General features: G+C 36.7%; 23 protein-coding genes. 3 read left to right on the plus strand and 20 right to left on the minus strand.

Annotated features, from left to right (window positions below; translation table 11 throughout):
• Positions 1–93: 93 nt before the first annotated feature.
• Positions 94–567, minus strand: coding sequence for a metal-dependent hydrolase (locus C7437_RS07030; protein ID WP_111438903.1), 474 nt, complete (start codon positions 565–567; stop codon positions 94–96).
• Positions 568–1,053: 486 nt separating this feature from the next.
• On the opposite strand from C7437_RS07030, the gene C7437_RS07035 reads away from it, so the two are divergent.
• Positions 1,054–2,319, plus strand: coding sequence for a hypothetical protein (locus C7437_RS07035; protein ID WP_111438904.1), 1,266 nt, complete (start codon positions 1,054–1,056; stop codon positions 2,317–2,319).
• 679 nt (positions 2,320–2,998) lie between these two features.
• Here the strand turns inward: C7437_RS07035 and C7437_RS07040 are convergent.
• The 11 genes from C7437_RS07040 to C7437_RS07090 all read right to left on the minus strand — a co-directional run bounded on the left by C7437_RS07040 (position 2,999) and on the right by C7437_RS07090 (position 15,442).
• Positions 2,999–4,852 carry a helix-turn-helix domain-containing protein gene (locus tag C7437_RS07040; protein WP_111438905.1) on the minus strand — a complete coding sequence of 618 codons (1,854 nt, stop codon included), beginning with the start codon at positions 4,850–4,852 and terminating at the stop codon, positions 2,999–3,001.
• 17 nt (positions 4,853–4,869) lie between these two features.
• On the minus strand, positions 4,870–6,342 hold the full coding sequence (locus tag C7437_RS07045) for an aldehyde dehydrogenase (protein WP_111438906.1): 1,473 nt from the start codon (positions 6,340–6,342) through the stop codon (positions 4,870–4,872).
• Positions 6,339–6,539, minus strand: coding sequence for a 4-oxalocrotonate tautomerase (locus C7437_RS07050; protein WP_111438907.1), 201 nt, complete (start codon positions 6,537–6,539; stop codon positions 6,339–6,341). The genes C7437_RS07045 and C7437_RS07050 overlap by 4 nt, the downstream gene beginning before the upstream one ends.
• 9 nt (positions 6,540–6,548) lie before the next feature.
• Positions 6,549–7,343: a 2-keto-4-pentenoate hydratase gene (locus tag C7437_RS07055; protein WP_245909218.1), complete on the minus strand. Its 795-nt coding sequence runs from the start codon at positions 7,341–7,343 to the stop codon at positions 6,549–6,551.
• Entirely contained in the window at positions 7,343–8,134 is a 792-nt protein-coding gene (locus C7437_RS07060; RefSeq protein ID WP_111438909.1) for a 2-keto-4-pentenoate hydratase, read from the minus strand. Before C7437_RS07060 ends, C7437_RS07055 begins: the two co-directional genes overlap by 1 nt.
• A gap of 63 nt (positions 8,135–8,197) precedes the next feature.
• A complete protein-coding gene (gene dmpG / locus C7437_RS07065) occupies positions 8,198–9,208 on the minus strand; it encodes a 4-hydroxy-2-oxovalerate aldolase (protein ID WP_111438910.1) in 1,011 nt (336 codons plus the stop codon).
• On the minus strand, positions 9,205–10,116 hold the full coding sequence (locus C7437_RS07070; RefSeq protein ID WP_111438911.1) for an acetaldehyde dehydrogenase (acetylating): 912 nt from the start codon (positions 10,114–10,116) through the stop codon (positions 9,205–9,207). The genes dmpG and C7437_RS07070 overlap by 4 nt, the downstream gene beginning before the upstream one ends.
• A gap of 15 nt (positions 10,117–10,131) precedes the next feature.
• Entirely contained in the window at positions 10,132–11,124 is a 993-nt protein-coding gene (locus C7437_RS07075) for a catechol 2,3-dioxygenase (RefSeq protein WP_111438912.1), read from the minus strand.
• Positions 11,125–11,149: 25 nt separating this feature from the next.
• The gene (locus C7437_RS07080; RefSeq protein ID WP_111438913.1) at positions 11,150–11,626 is read right to left on the minus strand and encodes a flavin reductase family protein; all 477 of its coding nucleotides are present in this window, start codon (positions 11,624–11,626) and stop codon (positions 11,150–11,152) included.
• 14 nt (positions 11,627–11,640) lie between these two features.
• Complete coding sequence (locus tag C7437_RS07085) at positions 11,641–13,140, minus strand: 4-hydroxyphenylacetate 3-hydroxylase family protein (protein WP_111438914.1); 1,500 nt, start codon at positions 13,138–13,140, stop codon at positions 11,641–11,643.
• A gap of 478 nt (positions 13,141–13,618) precedes the next feature.
• Positions 13,619–15,442 carry an SEC-C domain-containing protein gene (locus C7437_RS07090; RefSeq protein WP_170122333.1) on the minus strand — a complete coding sequence of 608 codons (1,824 nt, stop codon included), beginning with the start codon at positions 15,440–15,442 and terminating at the stop codon, positions 13,619–13,621.
• A 128-nt stretch (positions 15,443–15,570) separates the two neighbouring features.
• Here C7437_RS07090 and C7437_RS07095 point away from each other — a divergent pair, with 128 nt between their 5' ends.
• Positions 15,571–15,981: a hypothetical protein gene (locus tag C7437_RS07095; protein WP_111438916.1), complete on the plus strand. Its 411-nt coding sequence runs from the start codon at positions 15,571–15,573 to the stop codon at positions 15,979–15,981.
• A 560-nt stretch (positions 15,982–16,541) separates the two neighbouring features.
• Here C7437_RS07095 and C7437_RS07105 read toward each other — a convergent pair.
• Entirely contained in the window at positions 16,542–17,201 is a 660-nt protein-coding gene (locus C7437_RS07105; protein WP_111438918.1) for a reverse transcriptase-like protein, read from the minus strand.
• Positions 17,202–17,391: 190 nt separating this feature from the next.
• On the opposite strand from C7437_RS07105, the gene C7437_RS07110 reads away from it, so the two are divergent.
• A complete protein-coding gene (locus tag C7437_RS07110) occupies positions 17,392–18,123 on the plus strand; it encodes a DUF6904 family protein (RefSeq protein WP_111438919.1) in 732 nt (243 codons plus the stop codon).
• A gap of 249 nt (positions 18,124–18,372) precedes the next feature.
• Here the strand turns inward: C7437_RS07110 and C7437_RS07115 are convergent, their stop codons facing one another.
• The 7 genes from C7437_RS07115 to C7437_RS07145 all read right to left on the minus strand — a co-directional run bounded on the left by C7437_RS07115 (position 18,373) and on the right by C7437_RS07145 (position 25,530).
• The gene (locus C7437_RS07115) at positions 18,373–19,596 is read right to left on the minus strand and encodes a hypothetical protein (RefSeq protein WP_111438920.1); all 1,224 of its coding nucleotides are present in this window, start codon (positions 19,594–19,596) and stop codon (positions 18,373–18,375) included.
• A 128-nt stretch (positions 19,597–19,724) separates the two neighbouring features.
• On the minus strand, positions 19,725–20,996 hold the full coding sequence (locus C7437_RS07120; protein ID WP_111438921.1) for an ADP-ribosylglycohydrolase family protein: 1,272 nt from the start codon (positions 20,994–20,996) through the stop codon (positions 19,725–19,727).
• 461 nt (positions 20,997–21,457) lie between these two features.
• A complete protein-coding gene (locus tag C7437_RS07125; protein ID WP_111438922.1) occupies positions 21,458–21,787 on the minus strand; it encodes a hypothetical protein in 330 nt (109 codons plus the stop codon).
• Positions 21,750–22,214, minus strand: coding sequence for a tetratricopeptide repeat protein (locus tag C7437_RS07130; RefSeq protein ID WP_111438923.1), 465 nt, complete (start codon positions 22,212–22,214; stop codon positions 21,750–21,752). Before C7437_RS07130 ends, C7437_RS07125 begins: the two co-directional genes overlap by 38 nt.
• A gap of 216 nt (positions 22,215–22,430) precedes the next feature.
• Positions 22,431–23,600 (minus strand): aminotransferase, encoded by a 1,170-nt coding sequence (locus C7437_RS07135; protein WP_111438924.1) that lies wholly within the window; start codon positions 23,598–23,600, stop codon positions 22,431–22,433.
• Entirely contained in the window at positions 23,600–24,100 is a 501-nt protein-coding gene (locus C7437_RS07140) for an Lrp/AsnC family transcriptional regulator (RefSeq protein WP_111438925.1), read from the minus strand. The genes C7437_RS07135 and C7437_RS07140 overlap by 1 nt, the downstream gene beginning before the upstream one ends.
• A 230-nt stretch (positions 24,101–24,330) precedes the next feature.
• On the minus strand, positions 24,331–25,530 hold the full coding sequence (locus tag C7437_RS07145) for an NERD domain-containing protein (protein ID WP_111438926.1): 1,200 nt from the start codon (positions 25,528–25,530) through the stop codon (positions 24,331–24,333).
• Between the last annotated feature and the right edge of the window lie 637 nt (positions 25,531–26,167).

The following is a 26,167-nucleotide window of genomic DNA, read 5'->3' on the forward strand; positions in this document are numbered from 1 at the left end:
TATCCTAATTTGAAAACAGCAGAAAACTATACAGCTAAATATCATGGTGTGTAGCCTAAACTTAGCTTTTTATTTTTGTTTCTGTAAGTAAAATTAGCCAATAAACGTGCCATAACCAAAGTAAACAGTTAGAAGCGATAATATTCCAAACACTACATCTTCTACTTTTCCACCGGTTCTAGTTGTAATCGGAAAACGAACAGTTATTTTTAGCGGAAATAACAATTTAATGCCATTTTTTGTCGCCATATCAAGTACATAATGGCTCGCCATTCCTACTAAAATTCCTGCAGTGATGGATTCGTTTGGTACATATGTATTCATCAGTACTGCCATTAGGAATAAAAACAGTAAACTATGTGTGAATGATCGATGGCCAAATAATGTATTAACAATTTTCGATGTAATCTTAAACGTGCGACCAATTTTACTGCCCCCGTGACAAATGTCAGGAAGCAATGCCCCTACGACACCAGCTCCTACTAAAATGACCGGATCGTAATTTGAAACTTGTGCAAAAGCAAGACTTGCCGCGATGCCGCCAATGATGTGTGTGTTCCCTGTCATGCTTATCTATTCTCCTTATTGCCAATTTTTCTCCGTGATACATTACATTACTCGGACCTATTCTACTTTACACTAATTTAATGAATGATTGAATGGACATTGAAAAATAAATACAAGTGTTCTCATTTACTGAGATTAGAGTTCTGTTACAGAAATGAAAAAGGACATTCCAATACAGTAATTTATTTCCTAGGAAATAAAACAACAAAATACGCCATAAATTAATGCTATGCAAACATCCAAAATTTCCAAGCATAAGAATATATCCTCTAATAGTTCTAAAGAAACTGATACAAAAGCCTGTTAAGAGTTTAAAATGCCTGATGTCTATTACTATCAGTTAATGTCGAAGGATTTTTGTTTATAAAAAGGACACTTTATAGTATATTTGTAATACTTATAAAATTCCAAAAATTAAATCAAGTAAATGACCTAGGACAAATAATTAATACAACTATAAAATCTAACTAGAATTGAGGTAAATCCATGAAGGATGAACGTAGTAGTTTACACCAAGTATTCATTATACTATTTGCCACTTACGCCATTAGCAATATCATTCACTATTTCTTTGAAGAGTTTTCTCTAGTTCCTCTTTTTATTGGAACTGCAGTCGTTATTAGTGTCTGTTGTTATGTTGGCAAATCTACTATTGTCAATATCGTTCTTAACTTAGCAATAGCTTTGCAAATGACAAGCGTACTAAGCTTCCTTTTATCTAATTTTATGCAACTACAACCATTATTAGCCTTAAGCGCAGTTGCGATTTCTTTATTTTTGTTATTATCGTTTTTGCCATTATTATTTGCAGACGAAGATTATTTATCTACTATATCAGACAGTTTACTTGCAGCCTCGGCACCTACTACTATGTTATTGCTGATGAAAAATCATGAATTACTGGATATCCTTCTATTAATCTATCCGGTCATCGTATCCTGTTTATATGTAATCTTGAGCAGCAAAGTAGAAGATGGATTTTCTATTCTTATTAGCAATACCATTTCATCCTTAGGTATTGCTTCCTTGCTGACAGTTTTTACGAGCAATATGAGCATTTTTTCTACCTTCAGTTTATATGACATGGTCCTAGCGGTTACTTGGTTATCTACTATTGTCATGGCGTTTCTATTTAATAATGACCCTAAACAATTGTTCCAGTTATGTTACCAGCGTTTCCTAGAAGAAAAAGAGACAATCCAGAAAGATATCGCTACGCTAAAACAACAGGTTACGAATGCTGATCAATTAAGTGATGAAGATTTATTCCATATCATCAATCCGTTAAAAAGCATTCATATGGAAAAAGTTATTACGAAAGTATTGCCTAGTAGCGTTACTAGATATAACTTACAAGGAAAATGTAGGGAAAAGAATGCCACAACATGGTTATTAGTTTTTAGTGCATATCTTGTATATTTGGGTTTCTCCCTATACCTATCCAATGCATATGATGTGAGTTCTCTTTTACTACTCCTATTCGGAATCATTTATTGCATCATTACGCCTATTATAATTAGCAGATATCTATATAAAAAATTGATAGATCACGTGAATACAGCAATTGTTATTCCATTTAATAGGCTGAATGATGAAAGAAATACACTTGTTAAAAGTATAAAGGTTATTCTTCAAGAGCGAGGTTTTACTTATTTAACGCAAGAAGACTTTGAAAATGTGTATTTCAATATGAAAGAAATACCTCAAACTAGTTTAGATAGTCCAAGTGATTTTAATGCACAAAATGTATAAATTTCCTGCACTAAAAACGCTAAAGTGGTCTTTTTCAATATGAGTGTTTCAGTTCACTTTGGACAAAACTTATTGTAATAGGATAAACGAGAAAGACAGAGATAAGCTACTCGATTACTAAAAAAGTTCTTTGTCAAATGACGTTGGGGAAGTATTTTAGTGGGCTATAATTGATTTATTTATTTATCGTGGGACTGTCCAGAAAGTCAGTAAAACTGATTTTTTAAGGCAGTCTTTTTTATGTAGTTTTCTTCAAAAGTAATGTTTGAGTCTTGAATATAGATTAAAGATTTAAGACTATGAGAATGTAACAAGTGAGTTTCCTTCTGGATGATGGTTTTGGTCGACTTTTATTCTACAGGGGATGTCACTTTTTTCCTATATTCACTTAGCTGATTTTCGTTACGAGTGGCGACTCCAGTGGGATTAGCGTGACAGGTGAGACCCCACAGGAGCGCGGTTTTCGCGACGAGGAGGCTCACCGCACGCCCCACGGAAAGCGTCCACTCGCAACGAAAATCAGCGCGGATCAGGATTTTTTAACTTCATAGGTATTTATAAAAAATGACATTAGTAAAATCCCATCCCTTTCTCTTGTTTGATAGAGAAGGGGGATTTTATTTCACCAACGTCATATATTGTCTAAAGCGATCTAAAAAAATCACACATGCTATGTCGATTAAAAATACCCTATAACCTTTAATGCTTTTAACGATAATAATAGATCAAACTGTTTTTGGGAATCTTTTAAATCTGCATTCGTAATTTCACGAATTTTGTTTATACGGTAGCGGAGACCACTGACCGATAATCTCAGTTTTGCTGAGGTGAGCTCTAGATTTCCACCATTTATGAGAAATTCATAAAGTGTCAGCATATATTCTTTTTGCTGATCTGTTTCACCGTAGATTGCACCTAGTTCCATTTCCGCTATCTTTTTAATCGCACTTTCTTCTTGGGAGTGGATTAACATACCGAGTATCCCTAACTCTTCAAAATAAATAACGGTTTCATGTTCTGTTGTAAATCTTGCTGCTGTCATCGCTTCATTCATTAAGCTATTCACATTTTTCAAATCATTCGTCGTGGAACTGATGCCTATATGACAATTTATCTTAGAGAAATTTCGCATAACTCTCTTACGGAATACTCCGGGCCCATTTCGCATCATTTCAAGATTTCCGTCCGCTGGTATGAAACACAATATTCCATTCGCACGTTGAACTTGGAGGACTTCATAATCCATCTCTTGGAATAATTGAATAACCTCTTCATAAATACTTGTGAAATTAGATAAATTGTCTTCATCCGAATTACCGTTATACTTTAATGCTAAAAAAGCTATATGATATTTACTACTTACATCGATATTCAGCAAATTAAGCTCCCGTATAATTTGTTCCTTCGATTCAAATTCATCTGCCAACATTTTTTCAAAAAGAATTCCTTTTGTTCTAGAGTTGGCTTCCATAATATTTTTGTCATTCAAATAAACCAATGCACTAATATTCGCCAACCTTCCTAAAACCATACGATCAATTTCATCTGCTTGAACCGTATTCATATCATAAATAAAAGAACAATATCCTATTATCTGATTTCTCAAATAGATGGGTGCCACGAGTCGACAATGGTCTTCAAATTCTAAAAATCCGACCTTTTTAACAGGCCATTTTTTTAATTCTTTATGAAAAGAAGGCTGCAATTTAATTGCACCTTCTTTGGTAATATTTTCACAAAAAGTAATATTGCATAATTTATTTTCGATAATAATCGGCACCGAAATATATTCTTTTATGATGTTCATAATATTTTCCATTTGATTGGAACGAATCAGTTCTTCCGTTAATGCATTTTGAATGTCTATTACTCGTTGAAGCAGATTTCGTTCTTCTTCTATCTTTTCATAGGCTTTCTGTGTCTGCTTTAATTCTCCGTCATTTTCCTCAAAAAACACTTCGTATTCTTTTTTATTCCAATGTTCAAGCAGCCTACCTTCCCACTGGCATGCTGCATCTCCTCTTGCTTCACATGCATGTTCTTTGAAAAAGACTTTTTTCCCAATAATTGTGGATGTATACCCACTTGCAAAACCACATAATGTGTTACAAACAGTTTCCCTGGAACGCATGTTTGATTGTAAATAGTCATCTACCTCATAAGATCCTTGCCATTTCCCAGAAAAAAGAATTGATATAATTTCATCCTCTTCCATCTCAATTTGTTTGATTTCCATCGTTACTTTAGCCTGACCTAATGATTGATGAATATCTGTACCTTCTAATAATTGAGAAATTATCCCCAAATTAGTATTATCCATAACAGATTGAGCTATTTCTTTCCCTTGCGACCAACCGAATTGAAAGGAAGCTTTTTTCATATGTTCCAGACCCATATGCTTAAGCAGTTCTTGTTGCCAAGCAGAAAAGGCCTTTTTTGGAAATAAAACTGTATCGTTAGTAGGTGAAATTGAGTATTCCTGTTTTTCTGAGATAGGCCAAGTTTCTATAATAGATGACACCAATTGTTTCATGCTGTTCCCTCCACCCTTTATTCCAAGGCTATACAAATATTCTTAGCTTCTGAGAAAAATTCTAAGCTATGATGTCCTCCTTCTCGTCCGATACCACTCTTTTTAAAACCTCCAAATGGAACCCGTAAATCACGCACAAACCAGCAGTTGACCCAAATTGTACCTGCACGAACTCCATGTGCAATTCGATGTGCACGCTTTAGGTTCTCCGTCCAAACGACTCCGTTTAGTCCATAGTCCGTATCATTTGCAATCGTTAGTGCTTCTTCTTCTGTGTCAAATGGAATAATGGTAACAAAAGGCCCGAAAATCTCTTCTTGGCAAATTCTTGCTTTGTGATCTTCATGATAATAGACAGTCGGCTCTATGTAATAGCCGTCTTTTAAATGTGCAGCAAGTTTTGGAGTTCCGCCTCCAGTTATTAATGTCGCGCCTTCTTCCTTCGCTACATCTAAATAGGATCTTACCTTGTTATAATGTTCTTCACTAACTAGTGGGCCCATTTTAGTAGCCGGGTCTTGTGGATCTCCGACAACAAGCGCTTCAGCAGCAAGTTTAAATTTCTCTATAAACGAGTCTAATATGGAACGCTGAACGAGGATACGTGAACCTGCTAAACAAACCTGACCAGAGTTCAGGAATGCTGCATTAATAGATACAGGAATTGCCTTCTCTAAATCTGCATCTTCAAAAATAATATTGGCAGCTTTTCCACCTAATTCAAAAGCAAACTTTTTCAACGTATCTGCTCCGTTACGCATAATAGCTTTTCCAGTAGCAGTCGAACCTGTGAATGAAATAATATCCACGTTTTCATTTTCTGTAATCGCTGTCCCTACAACTCTCCCTTGGCCATGGATGATATTAACTACTCCGTCTGGAATTCCCGCTTGTTTTGCAATTTCACCCAATAGAGAAACTGAAAGCGGTGTCATTTCTGCAGGCTTGATCACCGCAGTATTTCCCGCAGCTAAGCAAGGACCTAATTTCCATGTAGTCAACATGAAAGGTGCATTCCATGGGGTAATCAAACCTGCTACACCTACTGGCTCATAGCGAGTGTAATTTAAATAAGCATCTTCCATCGGATAAGCTTCCCCGCCTTGTTGCTCCATGAAGTCAGCAAAGAATTTCAAATTATGAGCAGCACGTGGAATCTCTCCAGCAAATGCATGACTATATGGTTTTCCAACATCTAGTGCTTCTAAACGAGCAATCTCTTCTCTGCGTTCCAAAATGATTTCAGCCATACGACGGATCTTATCACAACGATCTGCAAGAGACATCGTCCGCCATGGGCCATGATCAAAAGCATCCCTTGCTACTTGACTAACTTTTTGTACATCTTCTTCCGTGGCTTCTGAAACAACTGCAATTACTTCTTGTGTTGCGGGATTTTTCACTTCAAATGTTTGTTCATCTGATGATTGTTCATAATTCCCGTTTATAAAATGCAGAACTCTTTTTACCTTTACTTCTACAGACGTCATATAGATTCCTCTTTTCTTTTTGAAATAGATTGTCCAGCGATTCCCCAATGCGTTGTTGGAACTTCCGTTATTAATACACGAATTGCTTCTTTAGGTGCTCCTAATACAGTGGACACAGTTTCAGTTAGTTCATATATTAATCGTTCTTTCTTTTCAGCTTCTCTACCCTCTGCTATTGTAACTTGTATGAATGGCATAAGTTTTCTTCACACTCCTGTCTCAAAGTTGGCATTGATTGTTCCAAGTCCGTCAAATGTTGCGGAGAAAGTATCTCCTGGTGATATGTGCATCGCTTGAGTGATGGCACCACTTAAAACTACTTCACCTTTTCGAATGATTTGATTTCTCTTCGCAATTTTGTTGGCCATCCAAGCAATAGCTACCGCAGGATTTCCCATCACAGCTGCTAGTGTACTAGTCGCAACTACTTCCCCATTTTGTCTAAAGACAATTCCAGTCAAGCGTAAATCTATTGAATCTGGTGAAATAAACTGATTGCCTAAAATATACCGAGAAGAAGAGGAATTATCTGCAATTGCATCCAACAACGTAAATTTAAATGCTTCAAAACGGCTATCAATCACTTCGAAAGCTGGAATGATATAATCCGTTGCATCGATTATTTGAGCTGGAGTAATATACGTTCCTACTACATCTTTCTTAAAAACAAAGGCAAGTTCTGGTTCTAATTTTGCATGAATAAAAGGAGCTAGAGAATGCGTTTCTCCTTCATTTAAGCTCATGTTTTTTAACAAAACACCATAAGAAGGTTCATGGACCCCCATCATTTGTTGTTTCGCTTTGCTTGTAAGACCTAATTTCCAACCAGAGAGGGTCGTATTTTCTTCCGCAATTTTCTTTTCAACAAGAAGTTCTTGCAGATCATATGCTTTATCTTCATCCAGTCCTGCATACTCATTTGCAAATTGAGGTAGTGTCTGTACATTCTTTTCTGCGTCAAATAAATTTTGTACAATGCCTTCAGTTGTGATTGTCTTCATCAACTTTCCCTCCCATTTTCAAACGAAGCTGTAACTGTGCCGAGATGAGCAAATTCTGCTGTAAATGTATCTCCATCTTGAATTTCTAAAGCAGCTGTAAAAGCACCAGATAAAACAATTTCTCCTGCTAATAGCGATACATTATAAGAAGACAAAGCATTAGCAAGCCATGCAATTGCATAAATGGGATTACCAAGTACCGCTGCTCCAGTTGCTGAATCGACATATTCCCCATTTTTTAAAACATTCATGCCAAGACTAGTTAAATCTAAGCCTGCAAGTTTAGTAGGTTTACTTCCCATTACAACTAAAGCAGAAGATCCATTATCTGATACCGTATCTTCAAATTTTATGTTCCAGTTTTCAATCCTACTATCAATAATTTCAATTGCCGGAACGATATAATCAGTCGCTTCAATTACATCAAGCGGAGTGATATTAGGCCCAACTAAATCTTTTTTTAAGACGAAAGCAATCTCACATTCTACTTTTGGTTGTACTAGTTTTTGAAGAGGAACCTTATCGCCATCCATATACATCATCGTGTCAAACAAATGACCATAGTCAGGTTGTTCCACTCCGAACATCGATTGAATCGCTTTACTTGTAGCACCGATTTTTTTCCCTACTACACGAGCTCCACCTTCTATTTTTTGTTCTACATATTGCAATTGAATATGATATGCATCAGATAAAGTTATGTCTGGAAAACGTTGTGTTAACGGTATTACAGGAATTTTTGATTGTTCCGCTTCTATTAATTCACTCGCTAATTGTCGGATAGAAACCATATGAGCACCCCTCTTTTTGTAGAAAAAAGCCGCTAATAAACTATATTAACGGCTAACCTTTATTTATCTCACTAATTGTTTTTGTGCTAACTCAATCGCTACATCTAAGATCCAGTCTTCTTGGCCTGCTACTGCATGCCTGCGACCTAATTCTTCAATGATAGAAACTGGATTTATGTTAAACTTAGCTGCTGCTTCTCTAACATGTAATAAAAAGCTATTATAAACACCTGCATACCCTGCTGCGAGATTATCACGATCAATCACTAATGGATATTGGAAAACAGGAGCAATGATTTCTTCCGCAGTATCCATTAAAATAGTTAAATTAATGCCTGTTTCGATTTTCATTTTATTGAGCACAGCAACTAATACTTCTGTCGGAGCATTACCAGCTCCTGCTCCTAATCCACGAAGTGTCCCATCTACTTGGTTAGCTCCAGCTTCTAAAGCAGCTATTGTATTACCAATAGCAAGTCCTAGATTATTATGGGCATGGAAACCAACATTAATAGATAGTGATTCTTTTAGTTTTGCTACACGTTCTCTTACACCTTCTGGTACAAGAGCACCTGCGGAATCCACTATATAGACACAGTCAGCTCCGTAACTTTCCATAAGTTTTGCTTGTTCAGCTAATACCGACGCAGGTTGAGTATGACTCATCATCAGAAATCCTACTGTTTCTAATCCACTTTTCTTTGCTTGTTCAAAGTATTGCTGTGTCACGTCTGCCTCTGTACAATGGACAGCAATTCGTAGAACATCAATCCCAATATTAGCTGCTGTGATGATTTCTGGTCTTGTGCCGATTCCTGGAACAAAAAGAGATGCTATTTTAGAATCTTTTTTATTGGCTACTGCACTCTCAATTAGTTTCCATTCATCATGTGTCGAAAATCCTTGTTGAATCGTCGAACCACTCAGGCCAGCTCCATGACTTACTTCTATAATTGGTACATTCGCAGCTACCAGTTTGCTCACAATTTCCCCAACAAATTCAGGTGAAAAAGAGTGGCTGACTGCATGAGATCCATCTCGAAGTGTTGTGTCTGTCACTAATAATTTACTCATACAATCACTCCTTTCTTTTTCAATATATGCGCTGCAAATTGTTCGCCTACTTGCACTGCAGCTGCTGTCATAATATCTAAATTACCTGCGTAAGTCGGGAAGAAGTCTCCCGCACCTTCCACTTCATTTAGAATAATAACAGTTGGCAAATCACCCCATGGTGTATGGCGAATATCAATATAAGGTGCTCTCTTTAAGCGATAACCGGGCACATACTTTTGAACTTCTTGCACAATCTGTTCGATCGATTCAATTACTGCTTTTTCATCTGCATTTTCTTCCAATACAGCATAAACAGTGTTGTTCATCATAATTGGTGGCTCCGCTGAGTTAATGACAGGAATTGCACGGGCACTTTTTGCTCCACCAATCTCTTGGCAGGCATTTGCAGTTGTAAGCGTAAATTCATCTAGATTTTGTCTCGTTCCAGGTCCGACTGATACGCTCGAAATCGTCGCTATAATTTCGCTATATTTGACTGGAGCAACTCGGTTCACAGCATATACAAGTGGCGTTGTTGCTTGACCACTACAAGAAATCATATTGACATTATCAAGCTCTAAATGATCTTTCAGATTAATAGCTGGCACGACATAAGGTCCAACAGCTGCTGGAGTCAAATCAATCGCCACAATGCCTGCTTCTTTTAACAGCAAGGCATGTGTAATATGGGCTTTAGCACTTGTTGCATCAAACACTATTTTGATATCATCATGTTCTAAAATACCGTGTATTCCTTCCGCAGTGATCGGAATCTGAAGTTCGTTTGCACGCTTTAGCCCTTCAGATTCAGGATCGATACCAGCCATTAAAGCCAGTTCCATAGATCCTTCTGTTTTTAACAATTTATACATTAAATCTGTTCCAATATTTCCAGAACCCAGTATCGCTACTTTAATTTTCTCCATGCTGGACCTCCTCTTTTACTCTGCTACTGCTTTCAAAGCTACCGGTGCTGTGACAGGTGTCCCATAATTCCAAAATGAATCTGGGAATACTGCTCCAATCCATGTATCGCCGTTTCCTGGCACATCTTTCATTTCCCAAGTAATTGGCTGGAAATCAGGGTCTAAAATAAGATATCCTGCATCTCCGAAAAGCTCTACACGATTTCCACTTGGCTCATAAGCATACATACAGAAAGCTTGACTAATCCCGTGTTTGTTCGGTGGAATTTCAATGAAATAACCATGGTCTTTCAAAATATCTGCTGCATCGTATAAGTTTTGAGGAACCCCGTACCAATAGCAAACATGATGCAACTTACCTTTTTGGCCTGTCGGTTCTTGCATAATAGCTAATTCGTGCACTAAATTAGATACGCTAATCCAAGCACCTAATACATATCCATCATCCACGATTTGTTCACGCAGCTTGAATCCTAAATTTTCAATTAAAAAGTTTGCATCTGCCGCTGGATTGGAAGACATTAAGTTTAGATGATCTAATCTGCGAACTGGAACTCCTTGTAGAGGTCGTTTTTGACTTCTAGAAAGTAATTTTGAACGATTTTCAACTGGACAATCGAAATAGTCTACTTCCCACAAAACTTCCATTAAATGACCATCTGGTGTAGTAAATTGATATGCTGGTCCATGTCCATGCTGATCCGTTGACCAACCAATCCCGTTTCCACTTGCTTCCAACGCTTTTACTCTACGTTCAAGTGCTTGAGGAGAAGTTGTTCTCCATGCTACATGGCCTAGTCCTGGTTCATCAGCCTCTGTGACAATTAGCGAATATTTATAATTATCCTCATATGCTCTTAAATACGTTTGATTGCCTAATTGCTCGATTACTTGCATCCCTAACATATCCGTAAAAAATTTAATTGTTTCTTTTGGCTTATCCGATAATACCTCTACGTGTGCGATTTGTGCTACATCAAAGATTGGTTCTATATGCAATTTTGTCATTTTATATTCCTCCAATTTTTTGGTTTTATGATGTTACATATTGCGGGTTCAACGAAGCATACTGTCCACTTGCAAATAATAATGGTTCTCCATCTTTCACATACACCTGTTCTGGATGTCCTAGAAAAATAGTATGATCACCAGCTTGGATTTCTTGCTCTACTCGACAGATGATTTGAACTAACGCACCTGCAACTACAGGAAATCCATTTGAAACATCAAATTGAAATGACTCTTCTACATTCACTTGTCCAGCAAAACGTTTGGAAATATCTAGTTGTTCTTTTGCTAAAATACTTACTCCGAACCGCTTGCTTTCTTGTATTAGTTTAAGAGTTTGTGCACGTTCTCCAATGGAAATAGCAACTAGAGCAGGGTCTAATGATATCGACATAAAACCATTTGCGGTCATACCATGATAGTCACCATCAACATCCGTTGAAATCACTGTCACACCAGTGGCAAACTTGCCCATCGCATTGCGAAATTCACGACTATCCATTAAAAACCCACTCCTCAAGTAGTAGTAATTTTTTCTTTCCACGTTGCATTTGTCCAACCGTTCAAATCGTAATCACTCATCGCTTCATCAACTAAAGCTTTATGTGAAGCTGCGTTTCCGCTACCAATCGAATGATACATCGCTTCTAAGCGGATATTTTCATGATTTCCTGCATAGTTCACTTCATATAACTCATGGCGACCACCAAACTCAGTTCCAATTGAATCCCAAACCATTTTCAACAATTTGACGCGTTCTACTGCCGTTACGCCAGTTCCCTTATAGTATTGATCTAAATAAGGACGAATTTCTGGATTTAAGAAATCAGATGCACTAGATGGCAATTGAATTAAACCACCAGCAACGACTTGTTCAAAAATCTTTTTAACTTTTACCCACACCTCTGGGGCAAGAACACGATATGCAGTCGCTGCAACTCCACCAGGAACTAGAACACCATTACGTCCTACATCTGGATTCGTCGCCATCGCTGTTGACAAACTCCAAATCATATTGCGAAGTGCTACAACTTCTCCGATATTCGCTTGAACACCTCGGAAACCATTAGTACCAGATGCTTCTGTAGCTTTCATCAATAGACCAGTCATAAAGTCCAGCTTCACCCCTAAACGGGCACATCCATGAAAACTAAAGCGATTGACAAAATGTGTTTCTGCAACGAAATTATTCGACACTTCGACGTTGTTATACGCAAGAACATCTTCCCAAGGAATAAATACATTATCCAAAACAATTACTGCATCATTTTCATCAAATCTGCTAGAAAGTGGATAATCGAATGGAGAACCATTTGTATATGCTTGAAGTTCATACGATTGTCTACTAATCATTTTTAGACCTGGCGCATTCATCGGAACTAAGAATATTAATGCATGGCTTATATCTCCATTACCCAGTTCTTTTGGACCATAATTTGCAACAAAATTATAATTAGTTAATGCAGCTGCTGTACCGACCATTTTGGCACCACTTACAATTATTCCGTTATCAAGTTCTTTCACTGCTCGTACAAAAACATCCTTGTTTTCATGGAGTGATTTTGAACGATCCATTTGAGGATTAATAACCGTATGATTAACAAATGGTAAATCTCTTGCAGCCTTGCGATACCATGCCTTTGCATTATCTTCAAACCCTACATAATAATCTGAATATCCTTCCAAGTGACCTAAAAAGGAAGCTTTATAATCTGGTGTTCTTCCCATAAAACCAAAATTCAATTTTGACCATTCTACGATGGCATCTCGTGCCCCTAACAAATCTTCAACAGAACGTGGAGTTTTGAAAAACTTATGTGTGCGATCTCCATACTCATTTATCGTTGTAAGCACATCTTGTTTTTCTGGATCATGCAAAGCGTCATACATGCGTGCATATGATTGAGCTGAATTACGATAAGCCGGATGTTGTGTGACATCATCAATTTTTTCACCGTTTAGAAATACAACTCGACCGTCATTTAAGCTTTCCAAATACTCTTTACCTGTAAGCATGAAACCACTCCATTTCGTTGTTTGATAATGTAGGCCTTACATTTGTTATTACTATATCCCGTATTGAAAGCGCTAACAATGACACTAAGTGTTTGTAAAAACCTATTTAACCATCACTTAATGTTAGAAAATACAGAATGTTTAGTTTTATATGGTTATTCTTGTTTTTGTGACAAAATGTGCTTTTTGGTGGGGGGGTTTGTCGCGTTGAGATGGTGGATTGTTGCGTTCGGGTGGGTTTTTGTCATGTTCATCTGTGGGATTGTCGCGTTCGTGGCGTGGATTGTCTCACTTATCCAGTTTCCTCCAGTTGAGAGGTGCTTTATGGAACCACGCACATGTGTTAGTCACAAACCCAAGGGAAATTCGAGCAAAAACAGTCGTTGAGCCCGCTTCCTCCATTTAAATTAAAACCCAAACAAAAAGCAGCCAATTATAGCTGGCTGCTTTTTGTTTATTCTATTCTTTTATCGAATTCCTACACTAAGCCACTCAAAAGCGTGTAGATGATCTGTGCTTCTTCTTCGCTACCTGCTGCTACTGCTGCTGATTTAGGGAAAGCTTGGGGAACAGGTTTGTCATCTAGTAGTTTCATTGCGAAATAATTCACTGCTAGCAATTCTCTCATCTCTTCGTGTATTAGGTTTTGTAATTTTTGCAAATAGACAAATAAATATATGAATATTGGGTCATTCTGGTCTTTATAATCATGTAAAATTTGTTGTGCTTCTTTGTATTTTTGGAGATGCAGTAATGTACTCACTGCTATATAGCGAACCCCTTGGTTATCATTTGGATTCAGTTTTAGTAATTTACTGAAATAACTGTTCGCTTCCTTGAAGTTGCCTTGTTCGAATTGCCACACCCCGTAAGTGAATAGCGCTCGTAAATATGGACGATTTTCTGCAAACGCCCATGCGATTTCATACGAATCATCAAATTGCTTCTTTGCTTCTGAAATTGCAAGCATGTACAATTCCTTTGCCTTATTCACATCTTCCGTCAATTCTGCTTGATGAAGGAGCACATCAGGATTAGTTGGATTCAGTAGTTCTGCTATCCTCCAGTGGTTTGCCCGAATTTTTTCCGTTTCAGCAAAATAACCTTCATATACATTTAACTGCGCATCTTCTTCTTTATTCTTCGGTTTGTAAGGCTTGTTCATAACTTTACTTAAATGTGCCTTTAGATCTGCTTCATTTTCCAATTCGTCGTTATCCAGATGTTTCATTAGTTCCCAGTTTTTAAATTCCATAAGTCTTGGGTATGTGCCCAGCTCGAAAATGACGTTTCGTGGGATTTGTTCTTCTTCAAAGTCTTCATTAATTGAAATAAAAAACTCTTCCATTTCTTCGAAGTATTTTTGAATTGTAGAAGTAGATACTTCGAAGATTTCTGCAATTTTTTTGTTCGTCCATGGAAATTCAACAATAGATAAATATTCTTGCCCAAAACGAATTAATCCTGCAACAACTGACTCTGCTTTTCTAGGATTTGGAGAGACTTTCATGAGATATACTTTGAAAAAGTTTAAAAGGTTTTCTTCCTCAATTTCATATTCTTCTATGAAATCTTCCAATATAGTGAGCATTTCCACTTGTTTAAGCGTCATAATGGGTTGACTCTTTTTATTTAATAACACACAGCACTCTAACCAGTGCTCATTGTAGAACTCTTGTGTGCTCAATTTAGTTTTCTTTGCAAACGCCTTAATGTCCTTCATCGCATCCTCTAGCCGATTTGGCAAGAAGGTAATACCAGAAATAACCATAATAGCATCTGCATCTTGTCTACTGTCAGGAAGGAACATCGACATCGCGTATTCGCCTATCCTCGGATTCACTTCATCTAGTTTTACTAAATTATAAATATGTCCATCGACAACATCTTTCAGTTTAATAAAACCATCTTCCATTTTTATCACTTCACCGATGATCACAAGCGGATGCTTCCACTGCTCCAACAATTTAATAATAGAAGGCCTTACCGCTTTTTGCAGCCGACGTTCAATATACTTGATCCAAATGTCTTGCCTTTTTACAAACAAGAAATGATCAACCGCTAAGTGGTCCACTTGATCAATAGGCAAAAATCCCTTTAACTCATTTTGCCATTTCGTCAAATGCATATTTAACTCAAACATATCCCTTTGTTCTGGATTCTCCAAATAAAATTGTTCCAATATCTGGAAAATGTGTTCATCGATTACTTCATTAATCGAAACAACTTCTTTTCCTCCGTGGCACTTCTTATATTTTTTTCCACTCCCGCAAGGACACGGGTCATTACGCCCAACATTCATATAAAACCCACCTTTTCTGATTATCATACCAGATTCTTCCGACACCTGTCTTTACCCAAATCTTCCCTTTTGATTTTTTCATCATAAAAATGGGTAACATAATAAAAATAGAAATGGGAGTGATGAAAATGGCTAATGGAAATAGACGTTCTCTACTAATCGGAGGAATTGCTGCCTTCGCAGTGATGTATTTGAACAAAAAGGACAATAAAGAAAAGGCGAAAACAGCGATGAAAAATACGAAAACCAAAGTTGCATCTTATATGGATTCACAAAACCATAAACCAACACAAATGACAAAAGCCGGTTTCTCGGATCCAAATGACCCGGATGACAATCGCATGGTGGAAGAAGGTTCGATGACAAGCGTTCAATACTATAATGAAAAAGTGCAAGATACTGCGTCCAAATCAGCAGCAAAACAAGCTTTTCCAAAATCTCAACAAAAGAAAATTCCACAAAAACATGAGTCCTTACAAGCGGCAAATAATGAATCCCCTGCAAAACAAGAAAATACAAACCATAATGTAAGTAGTTAAGAAAAGCAAAAGCGCCCTTCTTCTATATGGACATAGAAGAGCTACGTGACAGTCACGTAGCTCTTTTAGAATATGTTGTATTTTATTTTTGCGCATTTATGAAGTTGAATAGAGTTCGTTTGAGGAACGCTTTCTTTTTTTATCCAAAAATTGGAGAATATTTGAGTCTGACACCGGGACAGGTTACTAAACCAAGCGAGAAAAACACGCACAGCGCCGAGGAGTTCGACACAAATGCTCCTCCAATTTGTGGCTAACTCCTCGGCGCGCTCACAGAAAAAACCAAGTACTGTGACTAGATTGGCACATACCATTACTACACGTTTAATATTTCTATTTAAATTATTACTCACGATTCATAAAATAGAGCAATTTGCATATACGACTTATCCGAAAATAAGTGCAAAAAGGGACTTTTCTCCTGTTTTTGTACTTATTTTAAAATATGTCGTATGTGAGTTTTGCGCATTTATGAAGTTTGTTAGAATTTTTTTGGTGGGTTGGTTTGAGGAGCCCGATATTAGAGTGCCAGTCACTCTCGTAAAGTGACTGGCACGTAACTACCCCATCTGTTCACTCTTCGCCGTAATCTCTATATCATTCAACGCCTGGGTTGCCAACCTGTCCGCTTCTGTATTCGATTTTCGCGGCACTAATTTATACGCTGCCTGGATGCCAAGAACTTTTAACTTCTCATCGATCTTGTTGGCCCAAACCGACAAATCCTTTTCGATTACTGGCCATTCCTCGCTCATATGATTGATGACCACTTGCGAATCTCCGATGAACTGGACCGGCAAATGATGTACTTCTAATAATTCTAGCTCCAGCAGGGCCAGATGAAGTGCAGCATACTCTGCCTCATTATTTGACACAAGATTGGTCAAAACTGCATTCCGCCGCAGTCTATATGATTTCCCACTTTGCTCATAATAAATGACACACCCGAGTCCCGCCTTACTCGTAGCAATATCAAAACCTCCGTCGAAATAGACCTTCACATTATGCGGTTCCGTTTCAATTCCTTTCAAATAACCCTTTAACTCTTTGACCATCCATGAAGTATCGAACTGATCAATAAAAACAACATCCTTCACACGCCCGGTCTTCTCCAAGTCTTCCACAATCAGCAAAGCCTTTTCTGCTGGCATCTCCTCCGAGCGAAAAACAGTTCCCGACCCTTTTGGAGATTTATAAGTCCACTCAATCAATACATTCATTCATATACCTCCTTTTTTTAGTTTTCTACTTCTGAAGCACTTTGGATTACTTTTGTTTGTATTCTTACCGAAAGAACTGAAAAATAGACGCTTTCATAGAAAGTGAAACTTTGATCCATACGTATTTGTTTCATTCTAGTACCCAAGTGGGGCTACAGTTATTATATACTTAACAGAAAGGAGAATTTCAATGATCCACATCCAAAACACACCAAATCTATTAGGAGTCACTGCTACTGGGGATATTCATGATTTCGAAGAATTATATGAAGTACTACATACCATCGTTGGTGAGGAAGGCGAGTATATTTATTACGACGCTGTTCGATTGCGTGTCCTTGGGGTTTGTTATGACATACGTCACGCGATGATGGGGAATCGTGGAGCACACTATGTTCCAAACGGGCTCGAACGGGAACAAATGAAAAGACTTTCCATCACGGGTTCAGAGATGAATATTTACCTATCATTCGAAACATATTGGCCAGAGATGATTTTCGTCTGGTATGCACTCAACGACTTCATTCGTCTTCATGAAAAGCATCATAAAACACATGCATGGGATGCAACAATTGCTACCGTCCGCAAACTCCAAGCAGCCGTGGCCACATGCTTAGAAGAAACACTGCCTGTCAATAAATTCGTGCAACTAAAAAGATATATGACCCCCGCTACCACTTGGGTTATCGATAAATACGAAGGGTACGCAACACAATACTTGGACATGCTCAATATCAAATTCATCGAAATGGATCGAGAAAAGCGAGAAAAAAACCTCAGTATCTTTGCTAAAAGACTAGCGGAACAAGACCAACAGTATCTCAAACAAAAAAGACAGATTGAGGAAGTTGCTCGGGAAGATGGCATACATGTAAATAATGTAAGGTACACGAAAGAATATCCGGAGTTTTTGGAGTGGTGATTTTTCGGAACCAACACATATATGCATTCCAGTTCGCTTTTGAATAGACTTTTTGCTAACACTTTTCATCGTTAGAAATCAGGGGACCGTGGAAGCAATCTAGTAGGTTTTCCATACTTTAATTTCCATCAATTTTTAAGTAGATATTTTATAAATATCAAGTAAACAATTAGCTACCTCAGAAATCCTGAGGTAGCTATTATTATGAATACCATTTAGTTGATTGTCATAATTGCGTAGATCACTTTCTTACACAGATGTATTTTTTTTACTAATTAAATGATTTTGAATATATTTAGTTAAATCTCTTGCTCCTGCATAACCAAAATGTTCATAGCTTAAAAACTTTGCTAATATAATTGTTGTGTTTTTTCCAACTTTACTTTTGGAAATATGAATTTCCTTATTACTCGGTTCCAATACAATATGTTCAAATTCAACGTTTTCCCAAATATTTTTAAATAGTTGCTTTTTTGTATCTACTTCACCAAAAGATAGTAAGATATCAATATCGAATTTATTAAATGTATTTTTGATAACCTTGATTCTTTTTTGTACCCACTCCGAATAAGGATTATTCGGAGTGTTTTTAAATGCAAAAGCATCAAGATATTTTTTCTTATCCACATTTGAATAAGGTATAGGACTTCTTTGATTACTTCTTGGTAGCGGTCTCCAATCAAATAGCGCAGTCTTAATACCAGGCCTATTTGAATATAGTCCACCTGTTGCGATAAAGTTTCTGACTATAGACCTTGTATAACTATCTCCCGTTTTAAACCATGTATCAATTGGCTTTTCTTGATTTTCAAGTGCTAAAATGATGCGTGAGCTTAAATAAAGAAATGGGCTATTAGGTACGGGTTCTTGACTTTCCTCCGAATTCCATTTTTCAACGTTCCAATAACCATCTTCCCACTTGCCATCCAGATACTGATTAGGATATTTTTTATACAAGTTTGTTAAGAGATCAATATTTTCTTTAGGAGTTTTCCCACCTAATCCTCCCTCATTACCAAAAAACGCTATGTTGGCTTCACTAAGATTACCATAGCCAATAAATGACAATAAGGAATCTACTTGGTTATCAGATAAACTAATATCCTCTGTTTCTTGTTCTGCAATATCTATTTCTGTCTGCTCATTCATTTCCTCTAGATCTTCCCCGACTTCTTCCAGAGTTCCATCACTTACGTATTTATTTGGATTATTAAGAATTCCAAAATAACATTTATCTTTTTCTGTTCTAGTGCCTTTCTCTCCTAATGAAAGAGCATATAAATAATCCATATGTTGAACTATTGTACTCGCATTTCCATGTTCTTTTAGTAATGGATAGTTATTAATTAACCTATTAATATATGATATCTTCTCATTCGTTACTGTTCCTGCATCAAGTGTACTTAAATATTTAATATAGTCCTTTAACTCATAAAAACAAATAGCATTCTTTTCTGCAGTCCAGTTAGCCATTTATAATTCTCCTCTTTAGGTTAAGTTTTAACAACTAAATAGATTTCGCACAAAAAATATATTCTTTAATAGTGCCCGTCTACTATGAAACAAGAATTTAAGGGTTTTTACCTCTCGAGACTAATATTTTAATATATTTCCGGTATCGATGCCTCCATCTCAAATTCTTCCAGTTGATCCTCTGTGAATTGAGGCTCTATTCCTTGAAGTCTTTTATTCATATGATCTATCATAGTCAAAAGCCAATCTAACTCATGTTTAATAATTATTAGAGGTGCTCCTAGATCAAAAAGTCTTCTTGAACGTCTATAACGATTTTCAATCATCATCCATGTCACTAATTTCTTCTCGTATTCTTCGTCATCTACTTGAAGAGTAATCCTTAATAAATAAACATTTTTCTTGATGGATTCAATAACCATAACTAGTTCCTTGTATGATACTCTTTGATCATTTAATTTAATTAACTTATTTGTTTGATCCTCCAAATCCGAAATATAAGTTTGAGTATTTCCTTGTATAAGCAGGGTATCTTTATCTCTAATTTCAATAAATACATTCGCTAGTTCTCTAAGTTCATTTCTGCCCAATAGTTTATTTTTTAATATTAATGGTAGACTATTAAATCCTACTTCAAGACCTTTTAGACTACCTGCTATTGCTGCAATTGTGTCGCTATCATTCCCCATATTAGTAGCGCCTACAACTACTTCTTCAAATGTGTTGCTTGTGAATAACCAATGTAATACCCATTTCATTGTATGAACGACATATCCGTCCGGTGGGCAATCTGGTTCTTCATATAGACTTGATGCATATCTCGTATTCTTTGTTTCTTTTAGTATCACAGTGCGTAGCTCTTCACCTTCAAGAAGTCTTAAAGCGATATTACTATAAATGACACATGCTTCTGCTGCTAAATCATCAAAATGCGTCATCTTTGATTGTAGAGTAGCCATTTCATTTATTTTTTTCTTATCCGAATATGCCAACACTACTGGCAAACATCTCATTAGACTTCCATTCCCAGCACTTAAACCGTTCAAATTATGATGGGCTTCCTCTGCAGCTTTAAACCAATCACCATTGTAGTTTTCAAACACGGTACGAATGGTTACTCCAATATCTTTAGGATCCGAATTTTGCCATCTTAAAAATCGCTTACCTATTTCTTCAATAGGATGATTAGAGTTTGCCATAATCCCCAAAGCAACAGCAACAGTCATTGCGGTATCATCCGTAGTCTCCCCCGGTTTTAATCCCCAATAACCACCTCCAATAATCTCATTAACACTGCCATACTTTTCTTTAATTTCTTCTTTTGTCATAAATTCTGTTGTTCCACCCAAAGCATCACCAATAGCCAAACCAAAAAGTCCACCTTTTATTTTATCTAACAAATGAACAACACCCCTTTTCTTCTAACAATTTTTTAACATCCAACAAATGCTAGAAATATCACTGTAAGCAGCAAAATCAATCCCTAGCCATTCATCTAATGACGAACCATTAATAAGTACTAATTTGGCATGTTCATTTTTCATATTTATCAATTGATTAAAGGGATAAACTTACAAAGAAGTACCAATAATATGTTTCTTCCCATGTTACCCTACTCCCATAAAAAAATAGTTAGGAAAAAGCCAGGGAAGGAATAATCCAACCTCGACTTGTTATCTATTCCTCAATTCTAAGTAGGGTTGAATTAGCCGTATTACATTGTGGACAGGATTGAGGATTATGAGAACCTATGGAGTCGGTTGTATCATATTCCCAAACGCGATGACAATTATTACATTCATTCACGTAAATCATCAATTATCACCTCCTTTTCTAGAAAGTCCTAAACATCTTTTTCTGTTCAATATTTATTAAAACCTCTGTTATCATTGTGTCTTGGGTCTGGAATATTTAAATCGTTAGCAAGCTTCTTCAATCTTCCAATATGCAGTAAAACCGCTGATCCCTTAGAATCACGGCTAGTTAGTCTTGTATCCTCATAATCGATCACTAGTTTTTCTACTTCTGATGAAGTTACAATTATTTTTTCTTTTCCAATTTGATGAATAACAAAATTTTTAGTATTACTTAACATATTTATATGAAACCTTACAGAAAACAATTCTTTTTCATATTTTCTTTTAACATCTAATTTACGTCCTTTTTCTAACCAATGTTCTGCTTCTTCCAATTTCTTCATATATGCATTTAGTAGTTGCATAAATTAAACAGAATTCAATCTCTATGTCTTTTCCACTACCATTATCAATTTTCCCTACTAAACTTGATAATAATTTTGAGGCTTGTAACCACTCAAATTTCAATACATGTATATTAGCTATTTTTAAAACAGCTTCTAAGTGATTAGGATCATACATTAATACCTTTTTAAATAGAAAATAGGCATCATCGTCTCTTGTCCCTTTAAAAAGCTTTCCTTTTTCAAATTTCAATTTAGCAAGAGAATATCGATATTCTGAATTAGTCGGATTTACCTTGATCAACTGTGAATAGACTCTATCTAGTTGATTTGCAACTTCTCTAGCATTTAATAAGTGCTGATCTTCTTTATGATATATTGCTTCTTCCTGTTCTATTGTTTTTATATTGTAATACATTGCAATATAGATAAATGTCGCAATTAGTCGAGTTATTAAATTTTCTTTAGATATTTAAATCACAATTTTGAGTTTCTTGTATTTAATAAAAATAAGCCCATCCACAGTATCACTTCAACTGCGAATGGGCTTATATTTAGTTATTAAACTTTATGTATATTTTCGGCATGCCAGTCACCCGCACATCTCTGTGCGGGTGACTGGCATGCTTTATTTTTACAAAGAATCAATAAAATATTTCATTCTTTTAACCGCTTCTTGCAACTGCTCCAACGATGAAGCATAAGAACAGCGGATATGACCTTCTCCGCTCTCACCGAATACATCACCCGGCACAACGGCTACTCCTTCTTTAAGCAACAGTTGTTCTGCAAACTCTTGTGAAGTTAATCCTGTTGATTCAATAGAAGGAAACGCGTAGAAAGCACCACCAGGAGCATGGCATGTCAATCCGATTTCATTTAAAGATTGGACAATATAGTTTCGACGACGACGATAACTTTTTACCATCTCGTCTACATCTGGACGACCATTTCTGAGAGCTTCAAGAGCTCCATATTGAGCAGTTGTTGACGCACACATTAATGCATATTGATGAATTTTTAGCATCGCCTCTGAAATTTCAGGAGGTGCACAAACAAACCCCAGACGCCATCCTGTCATAGCAAAACTTTTGGAGAATCCAGAAACTAAAATCGTTCTTTCTTGCATGCCCTCAATAGCAGCCATGCTTGTATACTCTTCATCATAAACAAGCTCGGCATAGATTTCATCGGCAATAATGAGTAAATCATACTCTATTGCTAGGTCAGCAATTGCTTGTAATTCCTCTGTATTTAACATAGTGCCAGTAGGATTATTAGGTGAACATAGCATAATTGCCTTTGTTTTCCCTGTAATAACTGCTTTTAATTGATTAGGCTGGATTTTAAAATCATTCTCTTTCAATGCTTGAACTGTCACAGCCACTCCACCTGCTAGTGTGACCATTGGAGTATAGGAAACAAAGCATGGTTCTATCACGATTACTTCATCACCTGGATCTAAAATTGTTCTCATCGCAATATCAATTGCCGAACTTGCACCAACAGTTACAATGATCTCTGTATCCGGTGAATACTCAACTTTAAACTGAGTTTTCATGTAATTAGCTATTTCCTCACGCAATTCCAGTAAACCAGCATTTGCAGTATAAGATGTATAGCCTTGCTCAAGCGAAGCAATTGCCGCTTCTCTTACATGCCATGACGTTACAAAGTCTGGTTCACCTACACCTAGTGAAATAACCCCATCCATTCCTGCTGCCAAATCAAAAAACTTGCGAATTCCTGATGGTTTTAATTCACTAACCATTTTTGATACATATGTACTTTTTGTTGAATGCATTAAGGTGACACCACTATTCTTTTGTCTTTGTTATCAGGTTCAAAAATGATTCCGTCATGTTTATATTTCTTCAATATAAAATGAGTGGTTGTTGAGATAACTGAATCCAAGATAGAAAGCTTTCGCGATACAAAATTTGCAACTTCATTCATAGATTTACCTTCTATAATAATCGATAAATCATACGTACCTGACATTAAATAAACAGAACTTACTTCGTCAAAACGATAAATTCTTTCAGCAATGTCATCAAATCCAACACCACGTTTTGGCGTTACTTTCACATCAATCATAGCTCGAACTCCTGGATGATCTTCAATCTTTGTCCAATCTATAAGCGAAATATATCGCACAATTATTTTATTATACTCCAGTTTTTTGATAGACTGCTCTGTTTCTTCTACACTTATCCCAATCATTTTCGCTATATCTTCCGTTGTGATTCGTGCATTTTTTTCTAGAATCTCAACGATTTCCAGTTCATTATTGGTTAATTTCATGAGAGGACCTCCATATATTTTGTTATATATGATTGTATATGTGATGTTGATGTAGTTCAAGCTATTTCCTGGTGGATGTGCGTGTTGTTTTGGTGTTTTTGGTGAAACTCGATGGTGTTTGTGTGGAACTTGTCTGTTTCCGTGGAACTTGATGGTGGTTTAGTGGAACTTGATTATGTTTTGGTGGAACTCGTGTGTTTCGGTGGAACTTGATTATGTTTTAGTGGAACTTATGGTGTTTCAGTGGAACTTGATGATGGCTTAGTGGAACTCGTGTGTTTCGATGGGTTCTTTCGGTAGATGGTGGATTTTCCTTTTCCTGTTTTGATTAGCTGCATTTTTTGGAATGTGTAGTTTAGGGTGAAGCGGGATTCTAGTTCTAGTAATCGCAAGCATTCTACCATTGTTATTTCATTTTTCATTAGAACAAAAAAGTCTTCTAAGTTGTTGGCAATTGGATTGGTATCTTCTTGGCCACAGGATTGGCATGTCCATTTTCTTTGGTTAATGCGAAATAACTTATCACCGCAGGATTTGCATAAGACTCCGCTTTTTAGTTCGTTCGTATCGATATTATATTTTCTACAAAGTGGCATTTCTATGAAATTATTATTTGTTTGGATGAGTTCTTTAGTTAATTGTTGAAATTGTTTTTGTGAAAGTGCGGGATTGAGGTTATTAAGTTTTTGGATATATAGTGGAAAGTCTTTTGCAAAGAATATTTTTTGATCAGTCGGGGCATTTTCAACGATGGTGGTTTCCGATGCAAAGACGAGCGCAGTGTAAATTGGGAGATTCCAATTATTGTTAGTCAACCATTTTTCTATACCATCCAAATTTCGTTCTAATTGTACAACTGGGCATTTGAAGGATCGAGTTTTTTCATTTAAAACACGAACGATTTGTCTAGGATAATCTTTGAAAATAATTGTGCCTTTAATATTTTTTACTTCGACAATGAGAATATAACTTTTCGTGATGATGAGCGTGTCAATTTGAATGTATCTATTATTGTGAAGTTTGATGTGGAAGTCTGGAATGATGTGTACGTCCTGAGGAAACTCTACTTCTTGGATGAAATAATCTGTTCGGGTTTCACCGTGGTATCCAGCTTTGGTGATATTGATTTCATCGACGATATCATTGTATTTTTTATGGGATATTGGCAGGCGATGCTTGAGACGAATCAGATTATAATAGGATTCGGGAATTTTTCTATTGATTTGTATAAGTACTCCCCCTTCGCGAGATGTGTTGATAAAATCATAACAAATAGGATGATATTGAGCAATTGTTTTTTGAACATTTTGTGTTTTTGCGAGATTTGTGTGGAACTTGATGCTGTTTGTGTGGAACTCCTTGATGTTTATGTGGAACTTAATGCATTTCAGTCGAACTCGTGCGTTTGTGTGGAACTTGTTTGCTTTTATGTGGAACTTACTTTGTTTGTGTGGAACTCCTTGGTGTTTATGTGGAACTTAATGCATTTCAGTCGAACTCATGCGTTTGTGTAGAACTTGTTTGCTTTTATGTGGAACTTATTTTGTTTGTGTGGAACTCCATGCTGTTTATGTGGGACTTAATGCATTTCGGTGGAACTCGTGCGTTTGTGTGGAACTTAATGCATTTCAGTGGAGCTCGTGCGTTTGGGTGGAACTTAATGCATTTCAGTGGAGCTCGTGCGTTTGGGTGGAACTTAATGCATTTCAGTGGAGCTCGTGCGTTTGGGTGGAACTTGTTTGCTTTTATGTGGAACTTTTTTTATTTGTGTGGAACTCCATGCTGTTTATGTGGGACTTGATGCATTTCAGTGGAACTCGTGCGTTTGGGTGGAACTTGTTTGCTTTTACGTGGAACTTACTTTGTTTGTGTGGGACTCCATGCTGTTTGTGTGGAACTTAATGCATTTCAGTGGAACTCGTGCGTTTGGGTGGAACTTGTTTGCTTTTACGTGGAACTTGTTTTGTTTGTGTGGAACTCCATGCTGTTTATGTGGAACTTAATGCATTTCAGTGGAGCTCGTGCGTTTGGGTGGAACTTTTTTGCTTTTATGTGGAACTTGTTTTG

The organism is Psychrobacillus insolitus, assembly GCF_003254155.1.
Lineage (GTDB): Bacteria > Bacillota > Bacilli > Bacillales_A > Planococcaceae > Psychrobacillus > Psychrobacillus insolitus.

Bases quoted from the DNA above. Each gene is read 5' to 3' on its own strand.
- C7437_RS07030 (WP_111438903.1), bottom strand. From the start codon at position 567: ATGACAGGGAACACACACATCATTGGCGGCATCGCGGCAAGTCTTGCT.
- C7437_RS07035 (WP_111438904.1), top strand. From the start codon at position 1,054: ATGAAGGATGAACGTAGTAGTTTACACCAAGTATTCATTATACTATTT.
- C7437_RS07040 (WP_111438905.1), bottom strand. From the start codon at position 4,852: ATGAAACAATTGGTGTCATCTATTATAGAAACTTGGCCTATCTCAGAA.
- C7437_RS07045 (WP_111438906.1), bottom strand. From the start codon at position 6,342: ATGACGTCTGTAGAAGTAAAGGTAAAAAGAGTTCTGCATTTTATAAAC.
- C7437_RS07050 (WP_111438907.1), bottom strand. From the start codon at position 6,539: ATGCCATTCATACAAGTTACAATAGCAGAGGGTAGAGAAGCTGAAAAG.
- C7437_RS07055 (WP_245909218.1), bottom strand. From the start codon at position 7,343: ATGAAGACAATCACAACTGAAGGCATTGTACAAAATTTATTTGACGCA.
- C7437_RS07060 (WP_111438909.1), bottom strand. From the start codon at position 8,134: ATGGTTTCTATCCGACAATTAGCGAGTGAATTAATAGAAGCGGAACAA.
- dmpG (WP_111438910.1), bottom strand. From the start codon at position 9,208: ATGAGTAAATTATTAGTGACAGACACAACACTTCGAGATGGATCTCAT.
- C7437_RS07070 (WP_111438911.1), bottom strand. From the start codon at position 10,116: ATGGAGAAAATTAAAGTAGCGATACTGGGTTCTGGAAATATTGGAACA.
- C7437_RS07075 (WP_111438912.1), bottom strand. From the start codon at position 11,124: ATGACAAAATTGCATATAGAACCAATCTTTGATGTAGCACAAATCGCA.
- C7437_RS07080 (WP_111438913.1), bottom strand. From the start codon at position 11,626: ATGGATAGTCGTGAATTTCGCAATGCGATGGGCAAGTTTGCCACTGGT.
- C7437_RS07085 (WP_111438914.1), bottom strand. From the start codon at position 13,140: ATGCTTACAGGTAAAGAGTATTTGGAAAGCTTAAATGACGGTCGAGTT.
- C7437_RS07090 (WP_170122333.1), bottom strand. From the start codon at position 15,442: ATGAATGTTGGGCGTAATGACCCGTGTCCTTGCGGGAGTGGAAAAAAA.
- C7437_RS07095 (WP_111438916.1), top strand. From the start codon at position 15,571: ATGGCTAATGGAAATAGACGTTCTCTACTAATCGGAGGAATTGCTGCC.
- C7437_RS07105 (WP_111438918.1), bottom strand. From the start codon at position 17,201: ATGAATGTATTGATTGAGTGGACTTATAAATCTCCAAAAGGGTCGGGA.
- C7437_RS07110 (WP_111438919.1), top strand. From the start codon at position 17,392: ATGATCCACATCCAAAACACACCAAATCTATTAGGAGTCACTGCTACT.
- C7437_RS07115 (WP_111438920.1), bottom strand. From the start codon at position 19,596: ATGGCTAACTGGACTGCAGAAAAGAATGCTATTTGTTTTTATGAGTTA.
- C7437_RS07130 (WP_111438923.1), bottom strand. From the start codon at position 22,214: ATGTATTACAATATAAAAACAATAGAACAGGAAGAAGCAATATATCAT.
- C7437_RS07135 (WP_111438924.1), bottom strand. From the start codon at position 23,600: ATGCATTCAACAAAAAGTACATATGTATCAAAAATGGTTAGTGAATTA.
- C7437_RS07140 (WP_111438925.1), bottom strand. From the start codon at position 24,100: ATGAAATTAACCAATAATGAACTGGAAATCGTTGAGATTCTAGAAAAA.